The 25,248-nt window shown below is 47.3% G+C and carries 22 protein-coding genes and 1 tRNA gene; 15 read left to right on the forward strand and 8 right to left on the reverse strand.

Annotated features, from left to right (window positions below; all coding sequences use genetic code 11):
• Positions 1–274: 274 nt before the first annotated feature.
• Positions 275–2,005 carry an ankyrin repeat domain-containing protein gene (locus J7438_RS09365; RefSeq protein ID WP_209276327.1) on the forward strand — a complete coding sequence of 577 codons (1,731 nt, stop codon included), beginning with the start codon at positions 275–277 and terminating at the stop codon, positions 2,003–2,005.
• Positions 2,006–2,175: 170 nt separating this feature from the next.
• A complete protein-coding gene (locus J7438_RS09370; protein ID WP_209276328.1) occupies positions 2,176–4,248 on the forward strand; it encodes an ankyrin repeat domain-containing protein in 2,073 nt (690 codons plus the stop codon).
• Between the two features lie 929 nt (positions 4,249–5,177).
• On the opposite strand, the gene J7438_RS09375 is transcribed toward J7438_RS09370, so the two are convergent.
• A complete protein-coding gene (locus J7438_RS09375; RefSeq protein ID WP_209276329.1) occupies positions 5,178–6,326 on the reverse strand; it encodes a hypothetical protein in 1,149 nt (382 codons plus the stop codon).
• Between the two features lie 354 nt (positions 6,327–6,680).
• On the opposite strand from J7438_RS09375, the gene J7438_RS09380 reads away from it, so the two are divergent.
• Both J7438_RS09380 and J7438_RS09385 read left to right on the forward strand, forming a co-directional pair.
• Positions 6,681–7,346: a hypothetical protein gene (locus J7438_RS09380; protein ID WP_209276330.1), complete on the forward strand. Its 666-nt coding sequence runs from the start codon at positions 6,681–6,683 to the stop codon at positions 7,344–7,346.
• Positions 7,243–8,088 carry a c-type cytochrome gene (locus J7438_RS09385; RefSeq protein WP_209276331.1) on the forward strand — a complete coding sequence of 282 codons (846 nt, stop codon included), beginning with the start codon at positions 7,243–7,245 and terminating at the stop codon, positions 8,086–8,088. The genes J7438_RS09380 and J7438_RS09385 overlap by 104 nt, the downstream gene beginning before the upstream one ends.
• A gap of 105 nt (positions 8,089–8,193) precedes the next feature.
• Here the strand turns inward: J7438_RS09385 and J7438_RS09390 are convergent, their stop codons facing one another.
• Positions 8,194–8,367: a hypothetical protein gene (locus tag J7438_RS09390; RefSeq protein WP_209276332.1), complete on the reverse strand. Its 174-nt coding sequence runs from the start codon at positions 8,365–8,367 to the stop codon at positions 8,194–8,196.
• Positions 8,368–8,749: 382 nt separating this feature from the next.
• On the opposite strand from J7438_RS09390, the gene J7438_RS09395 reads away from it, so the two are divergent.
• The 10 genes from J7438_RS09395 to J7438_RS09440 all read left to right on the forward strand — a co-directional run bounded on the left by J7438_RS09395 (position 8,750) and on the right by J7438_RS09440 (position 17,370).
• Positions 8,750–11,641 carry an ankyrin repeat domain-containing protein gene (locus tag J7438_RS09395; protein ID WP_209276333.1) on the forward strand — a complete coding sequence of 964 codons (2,892 nt, stop codon included), beginning with the start codon at positions 8,750–8,752 and terminating at the stop codon, positions 11,639–11,641.
• Positions 11,642–11,827: 186 nt separating this feature from the next.
• Positions 11,828–11,903 (forward strand) — tRNA-Thr (locus J7438_RS09400).
• A gap of 573 nt (positions 11,904–12,476) precedes the next feature.
• Complete coding sequence (locus J7438_RS09405) at positions 12,477–12,635, forward strand: hypothetical protein (RefSeq protein WP_209276334.1); 159 nt, start codon at positions 12,477–12,479, stop codon at positions 12,633–12,635.
• A gap of 21 nt (positions 12,636–12,656) precedes the next feature.
• Entirely contained in the window at positions 12,657–12,851 is a 195-nt protein-coding gene (locus tag J7438_RS09410; RefSeq protein WP_209276335.1) for a RelB antitoxin-like protein, read from the forward strand.
• Between the two features lie 67 nt (positions 12,852–12,918).
• Positions 12,919–13,110 carry a type II toxin-antitoxin system RelE family toxin gene (locus J7438_RS09415; RefSeq protein ID WP_209276336.1) on the forward strand — a complete coding sequence of 64 codons (192 nt, stop codon included), beginning with the start codon at positions 12,919–12,921 and terminating at the stop codon, positions 13,108–13,110.
• A gap of 25 nt (positions 13,111–13,135) precedes the next feature.
• Positions 13,136–13,861, forward strand: a complete 726-nt coding sequence (locus J7438_RS09420; RefSeq protein WP_209276337.1) for a hypothetical protein — start codon at positions 13,136–13,138, stop codon at positions 13,859–13,861.
• 649 nt (positions 13,862–14,510) lie between these two features.
• Complete coding sequence (locus J7438_RS09425) at positions 14,511–14,825, forward strand: helix-turn-helix transcriptional regulator (protein ID WP_286196495.1); 315 nt, start codon at positions 14,511–14,513, stop codon at positions 14,823–14,825.
• A 109-nt stretch (positions 14,826–14,934) separates the two neighbouring features.
• The gene (locus J7438_RS09430; protein WP_209276338.1) at positions 14,935–15,285 is read left to right on the forward strand and encodes a hypothetical protein; all 351 of its coding nucleotides are present in this window, start codon (positions 14,935–14,937) and stop codon (positions 15,283–15,285) included.
• Positions 15,278–16,612 carry a helicase RepA family protein gene (locus J7438_RS09435; RefSeq protein ID WP_209276339.1) on the forward strand — a complete coding sequence of 445 codons (1,335 nt, stop codon included), beginning with the start codon at positions 15,278–15,280 and terminating at the stop codon, positions 16,610–16,612. Before J7438_RS09430 ends, J7438_RS09435 begins: the two co-directional genes overlap by 8 nt.
• Before the next feature lie 161 nt (positions 16,613–16,773).
• Entirely contained in the window at positions 16,774–17,370 is a 597-nt protein-coding gene (locus J7438_RS09440) for a hypothetical protein (RefSeq protein ID WP_209276340.1), read from the forward strand.
• 29 nt (positions 17,371–17,399) lie between these two features.
• Here the strand turns inward: J7438_RS09440 and J7438_RS28235 are convergent, their stop codons facing one another.
• The 5 genes from J7438_RS28235 to J7438_RS09465 form a co-directional block, all read right to left on the reverse strand.
• Complete coding sequence (locus J7438_RS28235; RefSeq protein WP_353620112.1) at positions 17,400–17,552, reverse strand: DUF4124 domain-containing protein; 153 nt, start codon at positions 17,550–17,552, stop codon at positions 17,400–17,402.
• Positions 17,553–17,682: 130 nt separating this feature from the next.
• Complete coding sequence (locus J7438_RS09450; RefSeq protein WP_209276342.1) at positions 17,683–18,240, reverse strand: recombinase family protein; 558 nt, start codon at positions 18,238–18,240, stop codon at positions 17,683–17,685.
• A 393-nt stretch (positions 18,241–18,633) separates the two neighbouring features.
• On the reverse strand, positions 18,634–19,668 hold the full coding sequence (locus J7438_RS09455; RefSeq protein WP_286196496.1) for an Abi family protein: 1,035 nt from the start codon (positions 19,666–19,668) through the stop codon (positions 18,634–18,636).
• Positions 19,669–19,731: 63 nt separating this feature from the next.
• Complete coding sequence (locus J7438_RS28240) at positions 19,732–19,887, reverse strand: SEC-C metal-binding domain-containing protein (RefSeq protein WP_353620113.1); 156 nt, start codon at positions 19,885–19,887, stop codon at positions 19,732–19,734.
• A gap of 20 nt (positions 19,888–19,907) precedes the next feature.
• Entirely contained in the window at positions 19,908–20,495 is a 588-nt protein-coding gene (locus J7438_RS09465) for a helicase-related protein (RefSeq protein WP_209276344.1), read from the reverse strand.
• A 146-nt stretch (positions 20,496–20,641) separates the two neighbouring features.
• Here J7438_RS09465 and J7438_RS09470 point away from each other — a divergent pair, with 146 nt between their 5' ends.
• On the forward strand, positions 20,642–20,884 hold the full coding sequence (locus J7438_RS09470) for a hypothetical protein (protein ID WP_209276345.1): 243 nt from the start codon (positions 20,642–20,644) through the stop codon (positions 20,882–20,884).
• Between the two features lie 2 nt (positions 20,885–20,886).
• Here J7438_RS09470 and J7438_RS09475 read toward each other — a convergent pair whose 3' ends face one another.
• On the reverse strand, positions 20,887–25,233 hold the full coding sequence (locus tag J7438_RS09475) for a type ISP restriction/modification enzyme (RefSeq protein ID WP_353620116.1): 4,347 nt from the start codon (positions 25,231–25,233) through the stop codon (positions 20,887–20,889).
• Between the last annotated feature and the right edge of the window lie 15 nt (positions 25,234–25,248).

A 25,248-nucleotide genomic window follows, 5' to 3' on the forward strand; every position in this document is an offset into this window, starting at 1 on the left:
AATAACAGCTTCCGTTCAAACCCTGATATCCAGCCAAACCGCAACATCTGCTTAAACCACAACGGCAGAAGCAACGTCCGACATGCAGCAGAAACTTGTTTAACAGGAAAAATCAGAATGAGTCAGTAAACAGGAAAGACTTGATTATTTCCGTTTTTATACCAGACTCGACTTCTGGCCATATTCGGGAGACAGCCAGTATTTTTTAACGGATTCTTTTGAATGAACATTTTTTAAATGAAATGTACAAAAAAAACACTTTGAAATATTTACCATGATTTCCGTAACTCCTGAACATCTCAAGTCATTCACGCCCACTGCGTCACCCGTTCTGGTCTGTCACCACCTGTCCATGCAGCCTCGCAGTGACGAGTTATTCAATGGTCGTCAGTTGGTCGTGTGCGAAAACCCCGATACTCGACTCATCCGTTCCTCTGATTGTCAATGCGATACGCTGTTTCGTGATGATGCTGACATTCAGGAATTAGATACGCTGTTACAAAACCGGGCTATTGATATTCATGCGAAAAAAGCCCGGTATACAATCCGGGCTTCAGCGTATGGGCCCCGAGAAATGGTGTATTGGCGCTCTCCACTGAGAGAACTTAACCCAAATATACTGGAGCAACTGCAATGGTACCTGAGTAAAGAGGGGGTTGATATCAATCAGCCCATCAACCAGACGCAGCAAACCTTGTTGCATCAGTTCTGTAAAGCGAGCTGTCTCTATCACCGGGAGCCGGAAACGCTGCACTCTGTGCATCCTGATACAGTGGTGAAATTACTTTTGAGCCATGGGGCGTCGCTGCTTCCCGATTGCGCTGGTAACACACCATTACACCTTGCCTGCAATGTTGGAGCTAGCCCGGAGCTTATGGAAATATTGCTGACAAAGGTCAATGGCCGCCCGGAAATCCTTGACGCAGTCAACAACGACAGGAAAACAGCCCTGTCCGAGGCGCTCAGTTCTTCATCATGGGTTGGTATAGCGGTGCTTCTGTTGCGCTCCGGAGCCAGTATCGGTGACGCCGACAACAGATATCATTACAGTCCGCTTCATGCAATGATAGAAAATCAACAACTTACCAGTGAAAAACTGTACTTCCTTACTCGCTACGGGTTAGATATCAATAACTGCTTCAGTGAAGGCATACTCCCTTTCAACGAGTTTGTCAGGGATATGTATTACTGTAACTTCTACTTTGATTCCGATGTACTTCTTTATCTGTTAAAGGCAGGGTTGGCCCTGAACCGCCTTGATTGTTATGGTCAGTCCCTGCTTTCCATGTGTTTCAATGTTTTTGCCGGAAATATCGATTATTATCGAAAGCTTGAATTGTGTTCTTTTGTCTTGAAAGCTGCTTATAAATACCATTTTCCAGGAAATATTGATGCACTGAAAGGCGCTGTTTCGGATGCGTTAATAGAAAAACATGCCAAGGATATCTGGACACTGTTAACACGCTTTTCGGATGTTTTTTATCTCATTGATAACACCATCGAAATCATTGCCAGCGACTTGAATGCGCAAAATAAAAAGAAATTGGAAGGGTGGTTGAAACAAGCCAGAGACAGGTATCCTCCGGATTGGAACCTTCGCCCTTTTGTCTACCAGCCCTGTGAACCGTTTGCGCACTCTTGCAAAAATTCTTTTATGCGTCACATGGACGCTGTTTATAATGCGGTAACCCCCGATTTTGCCCGGGTTGGGCTACTGGAATCAGATCTGGATCGCTCTGAAATAACAGAGATTAATGAGGATTCTGATTGTGATGATACTGAAGACCATCAGGGCAATCATTCAGTACGATATTCAGATATTCATTTATATGACTGGCTTTTTGACTATCAATTTGCAGCATTACGTCAACTGCTTGTGTCACATAAAGAAATTCATAAGACTATCAGTCAATATAAAAACAAGCTTGTGGGTGAGTTATCCATTGACAATAAAGAGAAACTTGATCAATTACTCAGGGAGACTACTTTGGTTGGTGAGAGTTAACGATATGACCCATTAAAATTCTCCACTGTTTTGGCCTCAGTCAGTGCAGGTTTTGAGAGTTGTCTGAAATGGTCATGTACTTGAATGAATGTTTTCAGGGTGATTTGCAGAAGTCTCTCCATAACGGTTGGAGATCAATGAATATCGTAAAAAATTTCCGGAGGTATTCAATGTACACACAGGCTTTAAACGTTCTCAAACACACAAGACAACTCACCAACAGCCAATTTTCAGCAATGGCTGCCAACTCACTTCGAAATGAAGCCGGTAACAAATTGTTTTCGGGGCGGGTTGTTTTTGGGCAAGCCATACAAAACCTGCATATGTCGGCCCGCTCTGAACGGTGTGATTTTTCTGATGATAAATACAGGCCAGGGGATGAGTGCGACCATGTTGAGATAAATATCAGGGATGATTCACCATTTCCAGACAACGGTGATCATTACTGTGAATTTATCAACGACAAGAAGTCGGGAGCTAATAGTTACAGCCGCTTTGGAGGACCAATTATGCATTCAGTCACCCCTGACGATCTCAAGGCATTCAAGCCCATTGCATTACCCGTTGTGGTCTGTCACCACCTGTCACTGGAGACTAAGACTGCAGAGGTATTTAATGGACGTCAGTTGATAGTGTGCGAAACCCCGGATACACGGTTAATCCGTAGCCCTGATTGCCAATGCAATACTCTGTTTCGAGGCAATGCTGACATTCAGGAACTGGATACGCTATTAGAGAGCAGGGGTATTGATATTCGTGCGAAAAAAGTTCAGCACATAACCCAGACTTCGGAGTATGGGCCCGATGATACCGTGTATTGGAATTCTCCACCGCGAACAGCTGACCCCAATATACTGGATCACCTGCAATGGTACTTGAGTAAAGAGGGTGTTGATATCAATCAGCCCATCAATCAGGCGGGGCAAACCTTACTGCACCAGTTTTGTCGAGCGAGCTGCCTTCATTCACGCAGTGGCGGACAGATGTATCAAGTGAATCCTGATACCGTGGTGGAATTGCTGTTGAGCCGTGGTGCCGAACTGGTTGCTGATCGCTTTGGTAACACGCCATTACACGTTGCCTGTCAAACTGGTGCCTCCCTGGCGCTTATGGACAGGTTGCTGGAAAAGGCCGGTGGCCGTCAGGAAATCCTTGATGCCGTTAACAGCAGCGGGAGGACAGCGCTGTCTGAAACGTTGAGCTTAACGTCATTGGTCGGTCTTGCTGTGCTTCTGTTGCGGGCTGGAGCCAGTATCGACAACGCTGACAATCGTTACGAAAACAGTCCGCTTCATGCAATGATGGCGAGTCGGTTTCTCGACAGTGAAAAAATCAATTTGCTGACCCACCATGGGTTAGATATCAATAAGCACACCAGCGATGGAAAACTCCCTTTCAATGAACTGGTCCGGAACATTAACACCTATTACTTCTATCGTGTTTCTGACACGCTTCTCTATTTGATAAAATCCGGGTTGCATCTGAACCGCCTTGATCATAATGGCCAGTCCCTGCTTGCCACATGTTTCAGTGTTTTTGAAGATCATGGTGACTATTTTCGCAAGCTGGAATTGTGTTCTTATGTCCTGAAAGCCGCGTATAAATACAATTTTCCGGGAAATATCGACACTCTGAAAGGCGCTATTTCAGATACGTTAATAGAAACCCGGGCAGATGATATTGGAAAACTGTTAACCAGTAATGCGGACGTTTTTTATCTGATTGATAACACCTCTGACGTCATTGCCGACAATTTGAGTGCGCAAAATAAAATGACACTGGCAGCGTTGCTGGCAAAAGCCAGAGATATGCACAGCCCGGATATACGTCTTTACCCTTTCGTCTACCTGCCTCGTGAGCCTTTTGCCCACTCATGCAAAGATTCCTTCATAAGCCAGATGGAAGCTACCTATAACGCACCGAGAAGTGATTTTGCCAGGGTTGGGTTAGATCCAGAGTCGGGTGATTCTGTCGTACGGGACAGTCATGATTGGGGCGAATCCAATTGCCATGAGACAGAGGACTCTGAAGACGACGACGCTATTGACCATTCAGACATTAGATTATATGACTGGCTGTTTGAGCATCGGTTTGAAGCATTACACCAACTGCTTTCGTGCGATAAAGGACTTCATAAAGCTATCTGTAAACATAAACTCAGTCTTGCAGGTGAATTATCGGATGATAATCAGGAAAAGCTCGATCAATTGCTGCTGGAAACAGGTTCGATGGGTAAATATTAACTAAGATTTAATATTTTCAGGCTATTGTATTGTTATTAATGCACGATTAAAGACCTGCTTATTTTCTGTTTGGTCAAAAGCTGGTCAACCCTGAACCGGGTCTCAGCAGTAACTGGTCGATCATCTGTGCATTATTAGTAGGTATTTATTGATGTAGATCAATTCTTTCGCTTCGGTAAATACGTAGCATAGGCTTAATCATTGAGTGTTTGCCGAAGTCGGTAACGATTGTTTCGGTGCCTGGTAATAAGAACACCAAATACTCACTCTCTGTCTAAGAATAAATACCACCTCAATAATAATAAAAAACGCAAACAGCTGATGGTTCAGCACTTGCAGCCTTGTCCCTGGCAAGGTTTTTTATTATGTGATACGGGTACTTGCAGTACCCGTATTCAGGCGAACAGGATGATACGCCAACGCAGGAACAGCTGCCACAAATCAAATTAACCCGTTTTATCGATAGCCCTGCTGGTAGTTGATTACTTTTGTCAGTCATTTTGATTGGTTCCGGTTTTCGAGTGTACTTATGCACAGCGTCTGAAATACCGGGTTGTTTGGTTTAAGGGCCTATATAAAAGAAGGAGCGGTTACCAGTGGCAAATGTCTTACACGGAGTATGGTGATTCCCTGACTGTAAATGATAAGTAAAAGCCTCAGAATGGAAGCCGTCAGTTGAGACAGGAAGTCAAAGCAGCCAGGAAGGTGGATGGCTGACAAATCAGGGATGTGACATGGCAGGGAGCCAGTGGACAGGATGTCCGGATTTTCAGGATGAAGGCTGGGCAGGGACTTTAGTAGGGCAGGATGCCTAACCAATTGGACAAGAGTCCATAGGTAAAAAAACAGATCCGGGATGGATCTGTTTTTGTTTGTGCCTGGTATTCTTCGACTCCGCTTCAGGGTAGATCAAGTTCTAAGCCGGGAAGTTAATTTACTACTGTTCCAGAACGCATGGCCAGTGCTTGCCATTGCTCCGGGGTAAGTCGGGTAAGCTCATTTCTGGCCCTGGCGACAAAATCCCCGTAGGGCTTATCTCGCATTGAGGCAAGTTCCTCTGCGGCCGGTTCACCCACTTTTTTGTCATTCACCGGAGCCATGATTAACAATCCACTCATTTCAAGACAGCCATATCTCTGCTTTTCAGGCACATATTGAGGATTAACATTGGCATTTTGATTTCTGGGAAAAATGAAAGAGTGCAAGGAGTTATTATCGTCTACCCAATAGACCACGTTGTAGCCGCCAGCACCGCAGACATCGCTTTTGCTTAAGTATTTCAGAGTATTATTAAAGACTTGCTCAAATTCAGCAGGATTCTCCCCCGCGATATGTATTCCTGAAAAATGTGCCGTGTTATGGGCTTGATCACCGGTCATCCAACGAATCGTGGTTTTCCCATGCTGTATTACCGGCAGGTCAGCCTCCAAAAAGAGTTGTCCGTTATCCAACGCTTTGCGCAGGGGCAAATTCTCCTTCATTGCATGGATATGAAGATGCGGCTGTGAGTTTCCCCTGTAGCCACTATGGGCAAATGTATAGGCCGGTCCCATGGCTTTTGCCAAATCAAAGAGCTCTGAACTTTTAACAAACATGTTACTTTGATCAAGATGTTCTGTGGGTTTTATCAACCAGCATTCGGAACTGTAAGGCCGGAAATTGGAAATGATGGTCATGCCCTCGGTGCGGATTTTCAGTAGCCTGGAATCGTTATTGCATAATGCACAGGGCTTTCGCGGGTGACTCTGCCCTTTGTTATTTTCAAATGATCCCTGAATGGATTCATCGAATGTATAAAGCCTGTTAGGAAAGGATCTGAATTTCAGATAAGGGTTGTCTTGTACCAGGCCATCCTCACGCAGCAACTGATTACATAGGGTGTGCTGTGCCTGACGAGCCATTATCTTCAATACAGGGAAGATTTCACACGGGTCATCAGGCGTTATGATCTTGACGGAATCGACTGCCTGAACATGTTTGTCGATAAATGTAAGGATTTCCTGATTAGCAGTATCTTTAAGGTCGGGGTAGTTATCAGTATTTGGTATAAAAAAGTGTTGAGCAATGTTCACTTCCACCTCCTTGTTGATGGACTAAAAATGCATCAAGCCATGTGGCCATGTTTATGCGCTTTGAAAGAACGGTATTTTCAATCATGGCTGTTTCAACTTTGGATCCATCAAATAGATTTGAACACTCCTTGGCTGATTCCATCACAATCTGGATTAGCCTTATGTCCTTTTTTTTGAATAGTCTGCCTGCTACTAAACCATAACGAGTAAATGTAAGGTTACAAATAACAAAGTGGTTAGCAATACTAACGGCCTTCAATGCTTTGATGGTTCGCAAGGCCCTGCTTGACGGAACGAGAATTTCTTAAACTATTGAGGGTATCAATACTTTCCATATTACTGTCTGGCATAATTTGGTCTGTGTTCTCACATGCTGCACCTCCACCCTATCAAGGTGTCACCGCTGAGGGAAATTATATCGGGCTGGAATATCATGGCTTTGATATTGTCGATGATGATCCTGTGCGGATGGCCATGCGGCAAAAAGGCCTGGAAAATATTTTTACTGGTAAAGGTTTTCGCCTGGCCTTTCCTTTGGAATCTGTATCAGCTATTGAGTCGGCTAAACAGTTAAACGACAAAATCACATCTTTATCCGCCGGGATATCGGATTCTATTTTCTCTGCAACGTGGCAACAGCGAAAACCTTTTCGCCTGTTTAACTCCGATGTGAAACGATTCCAACTCTACGGCAGGCTCCCATCCCCGGCAAACCGCCCGCCGGTGTACAATGATGAAGGCCAGCCATTGGCAAAACCCGACTTAACCACCAGTATTATCAAAAGAAATGAGGGGTTTTATAAAAACAGTAACTGTTTTTTCTGCCACAGTGGCGTGAGTGCCGGTATTGTCAGTGCCGGTCAACCCAATGCCCATATCGACCAACCAGGCTATGCTGCTGAGCTGACTTTCCTGATCAGTTTTGCCAAATTACTGGAAAGGCACCTTACCTTATGTTGCCGATATTTCCGAGATTCTGGTCTATGCGGACAACACAACATCCCCGGCCTATCCCGGCAAGCTTGATGCAGAAAAAGTCAAATTGGGTAAACAGTTATTTCACAGTGAAACAACGTCCAGATCCGGTCACAGGCTGGATTGCTTTTCCTGCCACGGCCGTTACCAGAAAGAAACCGATTTTGATACACCCGGGGGTTACACCGTTTACTACGATGATTTGGATCCGGACCGTAGATTGAAAAATGTCGGAACTGACCCTGAATACGCCAGGTTGCTGCTATCCTTCACCCCCCTGAACAAAAAGGGTGGCTTGTTAGCCCAGTTCTTTGATGACCCGGAACTGATGCCTGAGGCCTTCTTGCCTGAAAAAGCAGGCTACATAGCACCGCCATTGGATGGTGTATGGGCTTCAGCACCCTATTTTCACAATGGCTCTGTGCCCACACTGTACCATGTCCTGAAAGCCGATGAGCGACCTGCCATCTGGAGTCGTACCAATACAGACCCCTTTGCCTACGATCTGGAAAAAGTAGGCCTGCTTTACCAGGAAAAAGATATCTCCCCGGAAAACTATGCCCGTTGGAAAGCCGCTGCCAAAGACAACCCCCGGAGTGAGGAAGCCAGGGAATTCAGAAGATGGTACAACACATCCGGAATGGGTCGATCCAATCAGGGGCATGACTGGTTTAGCGCCATTCTGGACAATGACGAGATTTATGCCGTGGTGGAGTTTCTGAAGTCATTAAGCGGACCGACCATGAAAAATGGCATGCCAAAACCCAAACGGTATTATCAGCTTGAGCAATAGCGTCTGCTGAAATGATAAAACGGGTCAGCCTCCCGGTTTCTTGCCCTGAAAATTGCCGTAAGATAGATGGGTGCTCTTTTTTTTAAATGCGAACTTTCCAAGTGGTTAATAGGCCTTCTTAAGGTAGACATTCAGCCCCGTCAACTCGTTAAATTTACGGTGTAGATCCGCCTGGGTATCGCAGTTTCCATCACCAGCGAGGGCATCGATCAGTGAGAGGATAAAATCCAAAGGACGGATATCTCGCTGTCGTATAGTAAAACCAGGCTGTCCCGCCATGCTCAGGAGTTCTGACCGATCGAAACAAAACAGGTCAACAGTTTTTTTCAACTAATCTACTATTTGCAGTACTCATCTTGTTCAGCCTTGATAATGATTTGGAAGCTTTATTGTGGCTGTTCAAGGTGAGTTCTGCTGCTGGAAATGAACCTTTCTTGAACTTAATGTCTACCATAAGAGGAGAGTCAGAGCAATGCAGCCAGCAGGGGGAATAACACCGATATTACCTAATCCCCCGGGGGGAATTGATAAAACTACCAGAGTTCAAGTTGAAAAGGATAATCCCCCAACAGGCGTAGAAATTAGAATACCCTTTGTCCAGAGCTTGTCATTACAGCCTGCAGAAAGCACAACACCACCAGAAAGTTTACACACCAAAAGGATGGTAAAACTAAACCAGGTTCGCCCCATTCTTGGTCACCCTTCTGCCAAATCCTGTGATGAGGAAGCATTGTTGGAACCATCTGATCAACTGCCGACACCTCAAATGGTGATGGATATACTAGACCTGCCATTTCTTTCGAAGGAGACTTCATCGTGTCAGCACACCCATCTGTATAATTCATCCACAGCCCTGATAAACCTGATAAAACAGGGGGATACAGAAAAAGTAAAAGAATGCATTACCAATAACCCCTTTTCCTTAGCCATTGAAGATGCAGAGGGTAACTCAGTCCTGCATCTGGCCGTGTTGCACGGGCATGAAAACCTATGCCGACTGTTGGTTGATCGGGCTCAGTACCTGTTGCAGGTAACCAATAATAACGGTGAACGACCTCTGCATATTGCAGCCAGAACAAAACAAAACAATTGTTTGAACTTTTTACTGAATAACTGCCCCAGCTTCTTATTACTGGAAAATGAACTGCTGTTTCCTGACAAATCAGGACTAACACCGGTACACCTGGCGGCGAAATACGGAAATAAAGCCGGTTTAAAGACCATGCTTGATTATGGAATTGGCAAGTATTTGTTGACCAAGGCTGATTCCCCTATTTGGGGCGCGATAAAAAATGGGCGCATAGAGTGCGTGGCAGTCATTCTCCGCTATTTACATACTGCTGGTGTTTTTTATCAAACATACTGCGTTCTTCGCTATGCTGTTGAGTGTGGCCGGTTGGATTGTGTCAAATGGCTTGTACAAAACTATCCAGACTCTTTCACCCCTAAAGATCCTGATTTAAAAGGCTTAAGTTCTCTAACCCAGTTAGCTGTAAAACATGGTTATGATGAAATTTTACAATACCTTCTTGAGCAGCCGTTCTTTATCAAACGACTGACGAAAATGGAATATGCTGCTGAATTTAGCACTAAAGAGAAGGGTGTCTGTGCAAAACTGATCAGAGATGCCCGTGAGAAAGTGAAGCAACCTTTTCGTCCGGTAAAGAATTTTGATAAAACACTATTCCAGCAAACCTGGCAGCGGGAAAAAAATAAGATTGCCAATAAAAATACCATGGTAGAAAAGCAAGCCTCACGACAGTATTCGCATCCATTATTTGATCACCTGGATGACAGCCTGTCCGGGAGTACATCATCCACCCAATATCTGTCACGGGCCAAAGCTTTAATAAGCGCGTTGCCGGAAATAGGGGTTTATGTACGTTGCCCCGTGTATGAAGATAAAAATGAAGAACAAGGTCGATTCTGGGCCATGGGTGATGCCACGGCATCTGTCGAACTGATTAAGGCCCTTGTTGCTTTGGGCGCAAAAACGATCCATGTACAACTGTCACCGCCGGATGATAGTGACCTTATTAAACGACAAAAATTTAATAGTGAAGAGCAGATAAGATATGTCAAGAAGCAGCGTATAGCGTTATCCAAGCTGGCTTACTTACTGCCGGGAATAAAGATTAGACCGGGTATTCAAGAAATTTATATAGACGACACCAAGGTTATCATTTCCAGCTGTAATCTGCGAAGTGAGAATAAAATCAATGCTGCCGTTACCCTCTCATTTCTCGAAGCCGAAGCAATGTGCCAGCAATTAGGGTATGTGCAAGAGTCCTATATTAGTTTAAAACCCTATCGTTTTTACTCTGAACATGAAGCGATGTATCTGGATACCGATACATCAGTTACAACGAATAATAACAATAACGGTCACCTCCTGTGGTCACTGCTTTACAACTCTTTCATGTCCATTTTCACTTATATCAATAACGACAACAGTTCAATGCCCGACTGTAATATCCACCCTTTGCATCTACCGGTAAACTCCATTATCCCCAGTGGTGATCTACAATCAAAGGAAGCTGAAATATCGACCGAAGCCTTCGATAGCCATCAAGGAACATTAGTCTCTGCTATTAACCATCTTTGTGATTTATCCGCTAAAGGGAAACTACAAACCGCTGTAGTTTATGGTTTGCATCATAATGTACTGCACCACTTGAAAAAAACGATATTAACCAATTGGCTCAGCGCTATTAAACTAAACCAGGGTAAGGTAACGGATGCTCACCCGGTGGTGGTGACCACCACCCTCAGCGCTTTCAGAGATGAAGACAGGGAAGAAAATGGCAAGAGTGTGTTAAGCGAAATCGCGAGAACCACAGGTTTCACACTGATTGACTTTCGGGACCAGCAAGACCGGGCCTCTCTGATGGCGGCAGGCAAGGGCCAATTGTTTCTGTGTCTTATGCCCAGTTTGCCAAGGCAGGGTTTCAACAAACTGGTGCAAAGCTCCCGGTTCCCGGTGTTAAGTGAAGGTGCCAACCTGACCACGACCCTGTTGCAAAATGGCCAACCCCATCTTTCTCTCCTTCCCCACGGAGATACGCCGGTGGCCCAGGACATGGGAGTACCGCTGGAGGCTTTAAAGGCCATGGCCTTTTCCTGCAAGTTGCAGATAGAAAAGAAAGGAGCGGAGATTGAAGTCCTGAAAAAATTGTCAGACCTTGCAAGGAAAGGCGACTATACAGAGGCACTCTCTTATATTGACAAGATAAAGACAAAAGACTTTGAAAGTGGACCTTTGGGCTTTGTCTGGAATGATCCTCAACCCTCACCTTTGCAACTACGACCAGTCACCATTATGAGCCTGTTACAGAAAGGAGCCAAACTGGGCAGCATTGAAAAAAAAGCGCTACTCGAAGCGCTTGACCCTTCCGATAAAGCTTTCGCCGATTATATCCACAGCTGCCTGGATAAGGACTCAATCACAACCCATCACTTCAGGTTGCAGCAAATGCATGTTAATAAGCCTTTTAACAATAAGGTGGTGGCAGCGCTGCTCCAGTTTGGACGCTATAAAAAACTGCTGGCCTGAGAAAATTCCACTGAATGGATGGATTAGACATGAACCGGCATCGTTCACAGCTGGTAACAGCTCCCGGGCTCCTCCTTCGAACACCAAGCAAAATAGTGGCTTTGGGCTTGGCGACAAAATGAAGATCAGAGTGCATATGGAAGTTGACAAACACATCCGGCATAAATATTATTCACCTCGTTCCTTGCCGGTATAGCTCAGTTGGTAGAGCAACTGACTTGTAATCAGTGGGTCCCGAGTTCGACTCTTGGTGCCGGCACCATACACAGCAAAGCCCGTAGCGTTAGTAAGCACTTCGGGCTTTTTGCTATCTGAAGGTTTAGTCCCCGTTCTAGTCCCCGTTTCGTATACGATGAAAATTTCATCTCACCTGCCTATTCTTGTTTCCAGCTTGTTGCAGGAAATACTTTTACCACGATGAAAGCAAAATGTTTTGATTACCGCTGAAAGGTATGACTGATCCAATGCCCTGATCGGATATGAAGGCTACGACTTTCAGCGAAACTGCGTTACCCTGGTAAGATCCAAAGGGACGACAGGGGATGGTAAAGATGTACGCTATACCCGTGGCAGTTAGGGCAATGGCCATCTTGCAAACCTTAAGAAAAATGGCCGGTTCATAATACCCATGGCTCTTTTGTTCAGGGCTTGGATCGTTGCGGAGCCAATAAGTGGGAGTTGGGATCGCTTACCCTGAAATCCCTGAAGCACGGTCTATCTGCTATAACAAGGCTCTTACTGGACCGGTATATGCAGTATGGTTAAAAACCTGATGATTGATGCCGGGGTTAACCGGAAGTAGAGAAACCTGCTTCAGTCTCATGCCCAGAACGGGTTGGACGTAAAGCATTATGATAGGCATGAGCATCTGCTGGAGACGCGGGAAAGCATCCGCCGATACGATGCCCTGCTGGATAAAATCCTGAAAGGGGAAGAGACCGCCCTGGTGGATATGGATACCTACCGCCAGCAAAAGGAACTCAGTTTTTCATAATCAACTAAAGGGAACACTGCCATGAAACCAGACAGCAGCCCCCAGTACATCACCGACGATCAGGGCAACCGGATATCTGTTGTCTTACCAGTGGACGACTACCAGGAACTACTGGACGACCTTGAAGACCTGGCCGCCGTTGCCGAGCGCCGGGATGAGGAATCCATTTCCCACGATGATGTGCTTAAGCACCTGAAGGCCAGCGGCAAGCTATGAGCCGTTATACGTTGCGCTGGAAGCGTTCCGCCCTGAAGGAGCTGGAGAAAAGCTACCCAGGACCACGGTGGGCAAGCTGGTGGCACTGGCGGAGTCGTTGGTGGATGAGCCGTTTCCCGATGGCTGTCGCAAGCTGTCCGGCACAGAACATACCTGGCGGGTCAGAACAGGCAACTATCGTCTGGTGTACCAGATTGACAACGGACAGTTACTTATCGAAGTGATCAAAGTCGGTCACCGTAAGGCGGTTTACCGCTGATTTTTTCTTTGGCCAGTATAGGGTTGTGCCCGAAAGGACAGGTTTCCCGGCTGTTTGGACTGGTTCTGGTAAACAGGGATTTCTTGGGACCAATATGTACGAGTGGATTGGATTTGATGATTTTCAACCTGCTACGGGTATGGTTTACACGAGTAACAGCGAACAAATAGATTTTATCGTTCATGAAGCTCGCAAGCTCATCCCCGGCTGGTCGGATAAAAAAATTAATGATGTGACATGGCTGCTATTTGATGAAGCGGACAGATATATTCGCTTGGTGATAAAAGAAGCAGAAGAAGTAAGATGCCTGGTCATAGGTACTGCTGACGCCTGTACTCCATGTGAAATTATGGATGAGTACAATTGCGATGGCGAAACTATTGAGTTTGTGGTCGTTGACAAGTTCATACGCTGGCCCGATTCCGAGATAGTGAATGACGTTTTTTTAAGTGACATGATCAGCCAGTATGAGCTTTGTGAATTTATAGCTACCAACGATAAAGATCCCTACTGGGGCTGGACAAGGTCAGAGTCCCTTATTGGTTACACTGCTCAGCAGTTAATGGCGTGCCTGGCTCTGAATTCAATAGCTACTGTAATCACTTATTTGAAAACTCCATGCCTGGATCACTGGTGGTCTGCTGATCAAGGTATTCCATTTTATCAAGCGAGTCATAAGCAGCAACTCGAAGGCACGGAATTAGCAATGTCAAATGCCTTGATGGCTGCCCAGTATCTATTCTTAGGGTAGACATTAAGCGTCTACTCCCCTCTTCGGGAAGTTAAAGATGGAACCACGAAGGACACGAAGAGCACAAAGAAGAGATTTTCTTTTCCTTCGTGCTCTTTGTGTCCTTCGTGGTTCCATTCAAAAGCCATTGAAAATGGAGGGGTAAGCTTAATGTCCACCCTAAGAGTATCTATTAAAGGCCCATAATCTGAATTCTGTTTTTACCCAGAGCCAGCAAGAAAAAAAAGCAAAAGAAAACCAGAGAAAGAAAAGATATAGCCAGAAAAGGAGGAAAGGCCAAGGCAGGAAAGTATGCACCATTGAAGGAGTTTGTGATCGAATTCTACCATAAAAGCAATACAACTAACTTGGCTCAGGTTGCACGAAAAGCCGTTAAACCTGCTAAGGCATTTTGTGACAAAAAAAATCTCAAGATCCATTTAGCCCCAACAAATATCGAGAGAACCTTTAAAGATTGGCTTCGTGAACATAGGAAGCACTGCCCAATTTGTGCAAAAAAAATGCCCTTTAATACGGTTGCTTGAGAAGCCGTACACGCCTGCTTAAGCAAATGAGATACGTCTACTTTTAGTCAAGTAGACGTATCTACAAACCTTACTATTCCTTTGATTTCCTGAAAGTCCCAAGGTTGCTAATGGGAGTCAGGGATATGACCACCAGCAAAACCCCTTTCAAAAAAAGCAAAACCTGCCCGGTTACTGCTGCTGACCAGAAACCTGCTGTCAGCCAAAGCAGAGACACCAGCACACCGCTACCGATGCCTGAGCCGCAAAAAAAACTGCCACAGGGCGTCGTCTACCTCACCAACCAGCAAGTGCGTAATCGCTATCAGATCGGCAATTCCACGCTGTACCGCTGGATTAAAGATGAACAGACCGGCTTCCCGAAACCACATCACTTTGGACCACGCTGCGTCCGCTGGCTGCAATCGGAACTGGAAACCTGGGAGTCACAACGGGCCTAAATGGGTACCCACCATCCACCGCTCAAATCCGGATGGTGGATCAATCCGCAAAAAGTGAACCTCTAAAAAAACACCTTGATCAGGTCCATTGGATGGAGTCTTTTAACGAATGAAAGTACTACCCCCAAACGGCAGGCAGCTAGTAATCCCCCGCCCTATACGATTAGTCATGCTGTACGTTGGCAGCCCTCAATGCTGGCAGGCAGCTAATAATTCCAAACAGCTCGCTCAACAAAACCATCTTGTTTTGCCGTTGATCACTGATGCCAAAAAATATCATTGGCCCGTGAATGATTGCCCGGTTGTGGTGATTGATTTTAATGATTCAGCACTTACCGATATAGGCATCTTGATCAGTGTACTGCTTCAGTCCGGAGCCAGGTCGGTTGACGTTAAGCAGATCAATAAACCCCAAACCATTCGGTATCAGCGTCCAGAGAAAGGGGGCAGCTATGCCTGATAAAAATGTAAATGCTGAGCATGGTCTTGAAGTGGCAGTCATTCAGATTGATAAGGATAACGCCATTAGCAGCTTGACCTCTGAAGATGCTTCTTCCAAAGAGAAGGGTAATGATGCACTGAAAAACATACTCTCAAGCATCAGTGAAGCCATACCCGAAACCGATCTTGAAAGGCGGGAACAAATGACCCCGAACCTTACTAATGTGGAAAGACTTCAGGCTGAAAGCCAGAACTACCAGAGCGATGATCATACCGATGTCGATTCTGAAGTTCCTCCCGAGGGTGTTGGTAGCCCTTTCTATGGTGGGAGTACCAGAAAGTTTCCAACCGAGCTACTGGAAACTGGTTATGACAAAGAAGAGGATTGGGTGATTAAGGGTTATATTCCCCAAAACTCATTTGGCGTGATCTACGGCCCCTCAGAGTCCTTTAAGTCATTTCATGCGGTAAGCTGGGCTGCCTGCATAGCCAGTGGCAAGCCATGGAACCATGTTCACTGCCAGCAGTCACCAGTCTTGTATATTGCGGCCGAAGGCGGCTTCGGTGCCGCCAAGCGGGCCCATGGTTGGAAAATGACGAATAACAATGGTGAGTCCCTGGCATTGCTGCACTCCATCAAAATGCCGGTTTTCATTGGCAGTCCAAAGACGGTGAATGAACTGATCAATACGATCATGGATCTGAATAACCAGATGGAAAAGAAAATATCCGTAGTCTTCATTGATACCCTGGCCAGGTGTTTTGGCGGCGCTGATGAGAATAAGACGGCCGATATGAACTTGTTTGTCTCAGGCTGCGATAAAATAAAAGCCGAAACTGGCGCAACCATCATTGTTATCCACCACACTGGCAAGAATAAAGAGCGTGATGCAAGAGGATCATCGGCTTTGCGGGCTGCCTGCGACTTTGAATACTGCATTGATCGGCCCGATAAGGGCATGTACTACTTGCTGAAATGTACCAAGTCAAAAGACTCGGAACCTATGCCAACCCAAGCCTTTGATATGACGCCCCGATTTCTGAGGTACGACTCTGATCAGGATGAAGTCACGACTCTGGTCGCCAGTTTGAATGGCCGTGAGCCTCCTGAAGGATGTGAGGCTGATGATAAGCCCCTGACCCTGTCGAAAAATCAGGAAGCTTTGTATCAGGCTGTCAGATCAAGAACTGCTTCAGGGGAGCCCACGACAGTGGCTGTTATTCGGGATGATCTTAAGGCACAGGGATTGGCCATCTCTAATTTTTCCAAATGGCTTGAAGCACTGGTTTCAAAAGGGCTGATACGTTTTGATGAAGATACATTGATACCTGTCAATAAGGGCTGAGTGCTTGTTCGTCATCTCTCGTCGCTTATATATATAAATGACGAGACGACGAGTAATAAGACGAGCAATAAATAGTGCTTTTGGTGGGATCTTTATGTTGTAACAGTTTCACTGCAAAGTGCATTTTTCGATAGGGATTTAGGTTCTACAGGGAGGTAACCATGGGAGGTTACAACAGCGGCAGAAAGGCCAGCGGCGGAAAAAATGTTGAGGATTACTATACCCTGGACATTTGCTGGCTTTACCGGAATGGATTACTGGAACCCGGAAGAAAAACGGTGATCCGGTTTGGAAAGTCGTTTGCCATCAGGATGCGATGCAAGACCCGATTCTGGGGCTGGGAGCAGTGCCTGCATGTCGAGTATCCGGTTTGGAATGATGCCGGAAAAATTGAGACCAGGGAGCAGGTCATCGGTTTTGAATGGGTCAGTACGCTCAAAGGCAAAACCCGCAGACCCTACATCTACTGCCCTATGCTGGAAATTCGTGCTGGCAAGCTGTTGATGGGGAGGAATGGCTTTGCCCATCGGCGTTGGTATGGGCCGATGTATTACACTCAGACGCTGGGGCATTTTGATCGTGCCATACATACTTGCAGTGCAATCAGGGACAAGCTGGGGAGTGCAGCAACCGAGTTGGCTACCGATCCACCTGACAGGCCAAAAGGGATGCATCAAAAGACTTACCGGAAATACCTCAGGAAGCACCGCCGGTCTTCTTGGCCTGCTGTTGCACGTATGGGAGGTTGTGGCTGGTAACGAATACATGAGCATGGGGTTCTGCTTTTTTATCTGTAAAGCCCCCCAGCTAATCGGCATCTTTGCTTTTCAGGTTGATCCGAAAATACGGTGTTACCATTGTTAATGCATTTGTATATCTGAGCCTGTGAGGCAATGGGTGTTAGCAGCATTGAAATGAGAAGCATGCCCCGATAAACCATAGAATCACCTTATAATTATTATCCAGCACTCTCTATTGGCAGAGAAATGAGCCTAAAAACTGCTACCAACATTTCTTGATTAATATACCTTGTCGACCGGACTATTTCATAATAATTGCTCACCATTTATTCAAGTATGGTCGAGCAAGTTATAAAGTGTCTGCCTGCTAATACAGAACTCCTGAGCCAGCGCCTTTTTCTGCTCACCGGCAGCCACGCGCCTGGCCAGTTCCTCTACCTGTTCAGCCGTCAGCTTGGGTTTTGCCCCGATCTGCTTGCCCTGCTTTCTGGCTGCTGCAATCCCCTCCCGCTGCCGTTCCCGGATCATACTCCGCTCAAACTCCGCAAAAGCCCCCATCATTTGAAACATCAGTTTATGCATGGGGTTACTGTCGCCGGTAAAGACCAGATTTTCTTTATGGAACTGGATACTGATGCCCTGTTCGGTAAGGTCTTCTACCAATGACTGAAGGTCTTTCAGGCTACGGGCAAGGCGATCTATAGAGTGGACATGCAACCGGTCACCAGCTCGTAAGTGTCGTAAGCAGGCTTTTAATTGAGGCCGGTTGGTATCTTTGCCGCTACAGTGGTCTTCAAAAGTGGCGTCCAGCTCAATACCATCAAGCTGGCGGCTGGTGTTCTGATCAATGCTGCTGACCCGGATGTATCCGACGTTCTGGCCTTTCACGTTACTGCTTCCTTTTACATCTTGTTTGAGTAAAGGAAAAACTAGACTCTGATTTACATATTGTCCAATTGACCAACACGGAGTTTGTTAGACACGGCAGATCAACCACTTGCCAACCACCAAAAACGTGTCCAGCAAGTACACTCTGTTAGACACGAGTCTTCGATGACTCTGATGCCGGACATGGGACTCCACCGGCCCTTTGATGGCAGTCTGCCTGCTGCGCACGGGCGGAAAAAAAGAATGGCGCATCCCGAACCAGAAAAAAGCTGTTGGAATCCTTAATAAACCATTCCACAGTAAAACCGGATGTTGACTTAACCCATTGTTAAGCTAATATTACGGGTAACACGGCCCCCGCCTCTTAGTTGCTTGCAACCTACGCGGGGGTTCTTATTTCCCGCCGTTTTTATTATCCCTTTTGCCTAGTAGCGCTTCCCAGTTTTCAGGTAACCCCATGTCCTGAACTGTCACCTTTCTTACCGATTGAATCTCCGGAAACTGATTTAGCAACGCGGTCAACCTTTTTTGCCAGCGTGTCGAAGGACAAACAATCTGTATCAGGTGCGCCACAATATGAATCAGTAGAAAAGGTTTCGAGATCAGGTCAGCTTTTCCGATATAGGCATCACACCAGTCAATTTCACCTTTTTTAGGCAGTTGTGGCTGGTCAATGATATTTCGGTTCCACAGACGACTGTGATGGGCACACAGGTTTCTCAGGTAGTTAAGGGAGCGCAACCAGCTTCTAAAGACGTTGAAGTTTGCCACGCCATATTTTTGGGCAATCACTGTCTGGTCCGGCACTCGCATCATGGCAAACAGTTGGGAAAGCGCACCAAAATCCCAGACCTCAATGGCGACCCAGATGGGTAGCTCTGCCCCATGAACCTGCTCGTAGTGTTTAACAAAGTCCTCTTTTGAACGCTTCAAAAGGCTCTCATACTTTTGCAGCCATTTCTGATGTTGGCTGTTTCGTTTGGCAAATGTGGGATGAAAGTTCTCGATATGCCGATAGGCAAACGTGTCTCGCTCACCCAGCAGGTAAGCGATATCCACCCGCAGGGCGACTTCAATCCGTTCCAGGGCATCGAGCAATAACAGCCTCAGCTTTTTGTCAAACACGTACAGATTAACCGCATCAGCAAAATGCGTGTGATCGACAAACCGGTCTTCCCGAACCGTCTTGATTGCTCCGGTTTCCGTGTCCTGTGCCAGTTTGAACACGCGGAACGGGTATAGGTAGGCACTGAGGCGGTAATACCCGATACGCTGCAAATGGTTGATGGCTGTTGCTTCATCCGTCACCTTAAGGTTTCTCGATTGCAGGATATCAAGCTGCGTTTGAAAAGACTTCCAGGGGCGTTGGTAAACCATTGTCTCTCGTATCGGGTTGTTGGTGTTGTCATGGGGCGCAGGGCAGTCCATTGTGCCGGGCTTTATGCCAGCCCGGTTGACTCCGCTTTCACAAGGTAGTGTAAGGGGAGCCCGTTATCCATCACAGCATTTCTTGAACTTCTTGCCACTGCCGCACGGGCAAGGCTCATTTCGACCTATACCCCGTCCAGTTTGAAACCGTGGATATTTCTGGTAGTTAGAATCGCTAACCGGGCTGCTAAAGAGGGAGCTTGTCAAAGCCGATACCATGAACTACTACTCAATCAGGCTTAACAGCCAGTTGATCCTTTGCCCAAGGCTCTGGATCGTGGCAGCGCCTCAGTCGCCATAAGACTGGGGCTTTTCTCTCCCCTGTTAATTTCTCCGTGTCTCAGCAAGAAGCGCAGATCAAAGCCGGTCGCCCGCCGATGGTCCTGAATGTACTGGTCCATCTTTTCCCCCAGCAATTCGATATCTTCAATCCATTCATTCTTAATGGTATCCGGCAGTGAGCCGAACAGGTCAAAGCGGTTACGCATCCGCTCTGACAGGCGCTCATAGACCCTTTCATCCACCGACTGCTCATTGACCAGGTTGAGCATATCCACCCGGTCATGCACCTGGCCAAACCGTTTGATCCGGCCAATGCGCTGTTCCAGTTTGGTGGGGTTCCAGGGCAGGTCGATATTGATCAGGGTACCCAGCGTCTGCAGGTTCAGTTCCTCACAGGCAGCATCGGTCGCCACCATAATCTTGATCTCATGGTCTGCTTCCATCTCTTTAAGGGTTTCCCGGCGAATACTGACGGCTTCACCTTCCCGGTAGAGCTTGCTGCGGTTGGCACCGGCATAAAGTCCAACGGCCTGTTCTGAGGGCATGAAAGCGATTCACCTCCGAGGCAAGGTCCGGGTCTGGATGGATATCCACATCGTCAACCTGTACTTCGTGGCGACGCCCCCAATGGCTGAAACTGGTCTACATTGTTTGGCAGGATTCCTGATCATTAACAATGCCGGTTCAAATCATGACTAAAGTGGTATTCAGAAAATTCTCGGAGGGTGATGTGATTGCCCTGTTTCCTGATGACGTGACCGATAACCGGGGGTATATCTCCAGTTATCAGCAGCGGGGGCAGCATGGTGCAGCCAGCCCGGCACTGATGGATGAGCTGACACCGGCAACCGTAGAGGAGTACCAGCATATACTCAATGAGTTGACCCATCAGGTCGGCTATACCGACCTGAGAGTACATGATGAAAGTGGCTGAGGTTATACCGTGGTCTCGTTCAGTGGTGGCAGGGCCTTGACGATTCTCACGGTCTCAACGCTGACACGGACAATCCGTTTTACCAGATCGACGATGTAGCGAGGATCTTCAGACCACTGGTTCGGATCATTCTGGATGTGGCTGTTCTTATCGACGGTAACCTGGTACCGCTCCATTACCCATTCAATCGCCGGTTTACCGTTGACCACGTATTCGTAGGCTTCCAGCGGGATGCCTTCGAGTATCACCTTGCTGTTGTAGACGATGACGGACTTGTCTTTGTCCTTGCCTTTTTTACCGAACACCATTTTTGATACCCGGTAATCGTCGTTTTCTATCATCAGCAGACTCTGGTTTTTACCGCCGTGTTCGTCCAGCGGGAATGGCTCAACGGTTTCATAGTTCAGGTGCCATTCACCCAGCTTGCGGCCTGCGTCGCTGAATGCCCGGAAATCACCGGCAAAGGGAATGCGTGGCAGCATCTTCTTCAGATCGGCGGCGAAACGTTGCCTGTACTCGGCAGAGTGCAGGATACCGTAGACGTACCAGAAGATATCTTCTTTGGTGATGGTGTCATCGCCATAGTGGTCACGGAAGCTATCGAGTGCCCAGTCGCTGATGGCGTCATGGCGAATGTAGCCATGTTCATCGACGTTAGTTGATTGGCCACCAGAAAGCATATCACTCTGAGGGTTGGCTTGTTCTTCCTTCTGGGGTTTTTCATACCAGTACAATGGGAAAGCTTGCCCTTTTTCAATGCAGTCGAGGCATGGGATAAGGTTTGATGCTAAAGCTGAGAATGGTTTGTTAGCCCCAATGCCGGAGGCAGAAATAATCATGTTTTTATGATCTGGGGTTGGGAATAACTTCGGCTGTTGGTAGACCCTCTCATTGAAACGGCGATTGAAATACAACCATTGTTTAGTGTATGGACGATATATGCTTTGAACTACAGAGGCTTTTTCAAACTCGTAGCTCTTACCGCGAATAGCATCCATCTTCAGATTATGAGTCCAACTTATGTGTTTAGGGTCAAGTTCAATAATGCTCTCAATTTTTGGGTAGTCTTGCTTTGCCTTACCTTTGCATAATTCAGAATAATACGAACTATCCTCGTTGAAAGCATCAATCATTCGGCGCATATTTGACTCAAGTCCATCACGACTCATGTTATATGCCCACGCATCACGGTTAGTCGTAACACCCAGAGAGTAAATATCAAACAGTACATCTGAGCTTGCTTCCTTATCCCCCAGCGGCATGAACCTATCAAACGCAGGGTCACGTTGGTTAATCCAGTCACCTTCTGCATTCGGCGTGATTTTCTGCCACTCTATACCATCAACACTGGCAAATTCTTCGATTATTGCCAGCTTCTCTTCCCGGCTTAGATAGTCACCGATGTCATGGTAAAACAGTTCACAAGCACCGACATGCCCAGGATCTTTGACCATGATGGATATGGTGACAGGAGTACGTGACCCAGAACCAAAAATTTTGCCACCTTCTCGGCGGGATTCTTCACCAGACGTACGCTGATTACCACGCAGGTTAAAGATATAAAGGTGGCTGTAGTCATCAACCAGGCATTTACGCAGGCCATCCATATTGTTCGCATCAAGGAACGAACCATTTGTGACAAAAGCGGCTATGCCTCGATCACCAATACGATCCGATGCCCAGCGAATTGCCCGAATATAAGAGTCATACAGGTTTTTCACCAGCTTCGCATTCGATCTGTCAGCGTACGTGTTGCGAATACGATCATCCAGCGTCGGATACGCCATGTTCTTATTGTTATCGTTCTCACTGCCCTGTTGTGCCGAGTACGGTGGATTTCCCACAATCACTGTAATCGGCTGAGCTAACTGATTCGATGCCCGCGCATTGTTCTCCGGCAACACTACCTGGTCAACGAGATCATCGTCCTCCGTCATCTGGAAGGTGTCGGTCAGCACCATACCGTCAAACGGCAGGTAACTCCCCGTCTGCCCGTGGAAGGCGGTCTCGATATTGACTGTGGCGATGTAATACGCCAGCAGCACGATCTCGTTAGCGTGCAGCTCCTGGCTGAACTTGTGAGGCAGGTCATCGTTACTGATCAACCCGGACTGAATTAGCCGCACTATAAAGGTGCCAGTGCCACTGAAAGGGTCGACGATATGGATGCCCTTGTCACCCAGCTTGTTGCCGAAATGCTTGCTCAGTGTTGCCTGCACACTGTTCAGAATAAAGTCCACCACCTCAATGGGCGTGTAGACAATCCCGAGCCGCTCCGCCATGCGCGGAAACGCATTATGGAAGAAGGTGTCGTACAGGTTGCGAATAATGTCCTGCTTGGACTTGTCGCTCTTGGCCAGGCTGATCCGTTCACGAACATTGTCGTAGAACTTTTGCAGGTCATCGGTTTCACTGGCAACGGCGGATTCATCAAGCCTGTCCACCACTTTCTGTAACGCCTTCGCCACCACGTTCTGTTCGGGGAACTCATTACCCGTGAATAGCGCCTGAAAGACCGGCAGGGTCAGAACATGCTGCGCCAGCATCTCAATGGCTTCATCAGCGGTAACAGCAGGGTTCAGGGTGTCTTTCAAACCTTGCAGGAAGGTGTCGAACTCACTTGCCAGCGTCTTATCGGTTTTGATCAGCGACTTGATACGGGCAATCAAACGCTCTGCGGTTTTGCCGATGTCTTTCGCCCACTCGCTCCAGTATTCACGGTCGCCCAGCTTTTTCGGAATGGCGGCATAAACGGCTTCGTTGACTTCGTCGAAGGGCAGGTTCGGGATGTCCAGCGGCAGGTCGAGGGTGCCACCACTCCCGTCGTCGTCATCAGAGCCGCCACCTTTCTCACCAACAATGACCTGTATTTTCTTACGAAACTCAGCTTCGTCCACCAGCGATTCATCATGGGCACGCAGCGCCTTGATAACCTTCCAGATGCTCTTGAACTGCGGGTCGCTGTCAATGAAGCTGTTGTAATCCTTAACCCGCTCAGATGGCATACAGACCGGCAGAATGATATAGCCGTACTGTTTTTTGCCAGCAGGGTCTTTACGCATGACACGTCCGACCGATTGAACGATATCGACAATGGATTCGCGGGTATCAAAGAAGATTACCGAGTCCAGGGAGGGTACATCGATGCCTTCTGACAGGCATCGGGCGTTGGAAAGAATACGGCAGTCGCCTTCTGATATATCATCTTTTAGCCAGCTGAGTTTTTCCTGCCGCATATGGGCGTTCATGCTGCCATCCACATGGTCGAGTTCGCAATTGACCATTGACGTATCGACGTTGCGGTAGGAGTTCTGGTAAGTCTCGACCAGCTTTGCGAATATGTCGGTGGTCTGCTTCGAATCTTTGATCGAGCGGGAGAACGCCACGGCTCGACGCATGGGGGCAGTGTCTTCCGTCAGGTCTTCCTGCTCGCCTGCTTCGTCGACCATCACCAGCCCCTGCTTCGAGAGACCTTTCCAGCTTCCGATGATTTTGGTGGCCAACTTCATATCAATGGCTTTGTCGTCGGCGACTTTGAAGGCGTTGTAGTTGTTGACCAGATTCGCCATCTTGTCTTCTTCGACGGCGACGATCAGCACCTTGTATTCGGTCAGCAGGTCTTTCTCAACGGCTTTGCCGAACCCGAGGCGATAAAGCTCCGGGCCGTAGAGGTCTTCATCGTCCATTGAGAACAGCACGGCATCGGCTTCGTTGGCTTTGTTTTTCGATTTGTCGGCGTATATTCGAGGCGTAGCGGTCATATAAACCCGCTTGTCCGCCTTGACGATATGATTCTGGTGAACTTTGACGAACTCGGAGTAGTCTTGACCTTGCAAGGTAAGGCCGGTGGTACGATGCGCCTCATCGCAGATGATCAGGTCAAAGTCGCCAAGACCCTGTTTTTGGGCGTCACTGACCACCTGAATAGACTGATAGGTAGAGAAAACAATGGTGCGCCGGTCTTTACTGACCACTTTGGCTGCGGCGGCCAGTTTCTTTGCATCGGTGGTGGCGGGATAGGCCAGGTCATGCAGGCTGATGTCTTCTTCATCTTTACCCACCTTTGAGTCAGAACAGACGACGAAGGCATTGATCGGACTGACACCTTGGGCGGTCCATTCCCGCAATGACTGCGATACCAGCGAGATGGACGGAGCCAGAAAGAGTATACGGCCTGTCTCTGGTGTAACTTCTTCCATCAGGCGCAGGGCGGTGAAGGTTTTACCGGTACCGCACGCCATGATCATTTTGCCCCGGCTGTGCTGTTCAAAGCCTTTTTTCACTGCATCGATGGCTTCACGCTGGTGCTCACGGGGTTCGTGCTTTTTCTTGAGCTTGATGTCCTTGATATTGCTGAGGCTGAA

This window comes from Thalassotalea sp. G20_0, assembly GCF_017744175.1.
Lineage (GTDB): Bacteria > Pseudomonadota > Gammaproteobacteria > Pseudomonadales > Endozoicomonadaceae > Endozoicomonas.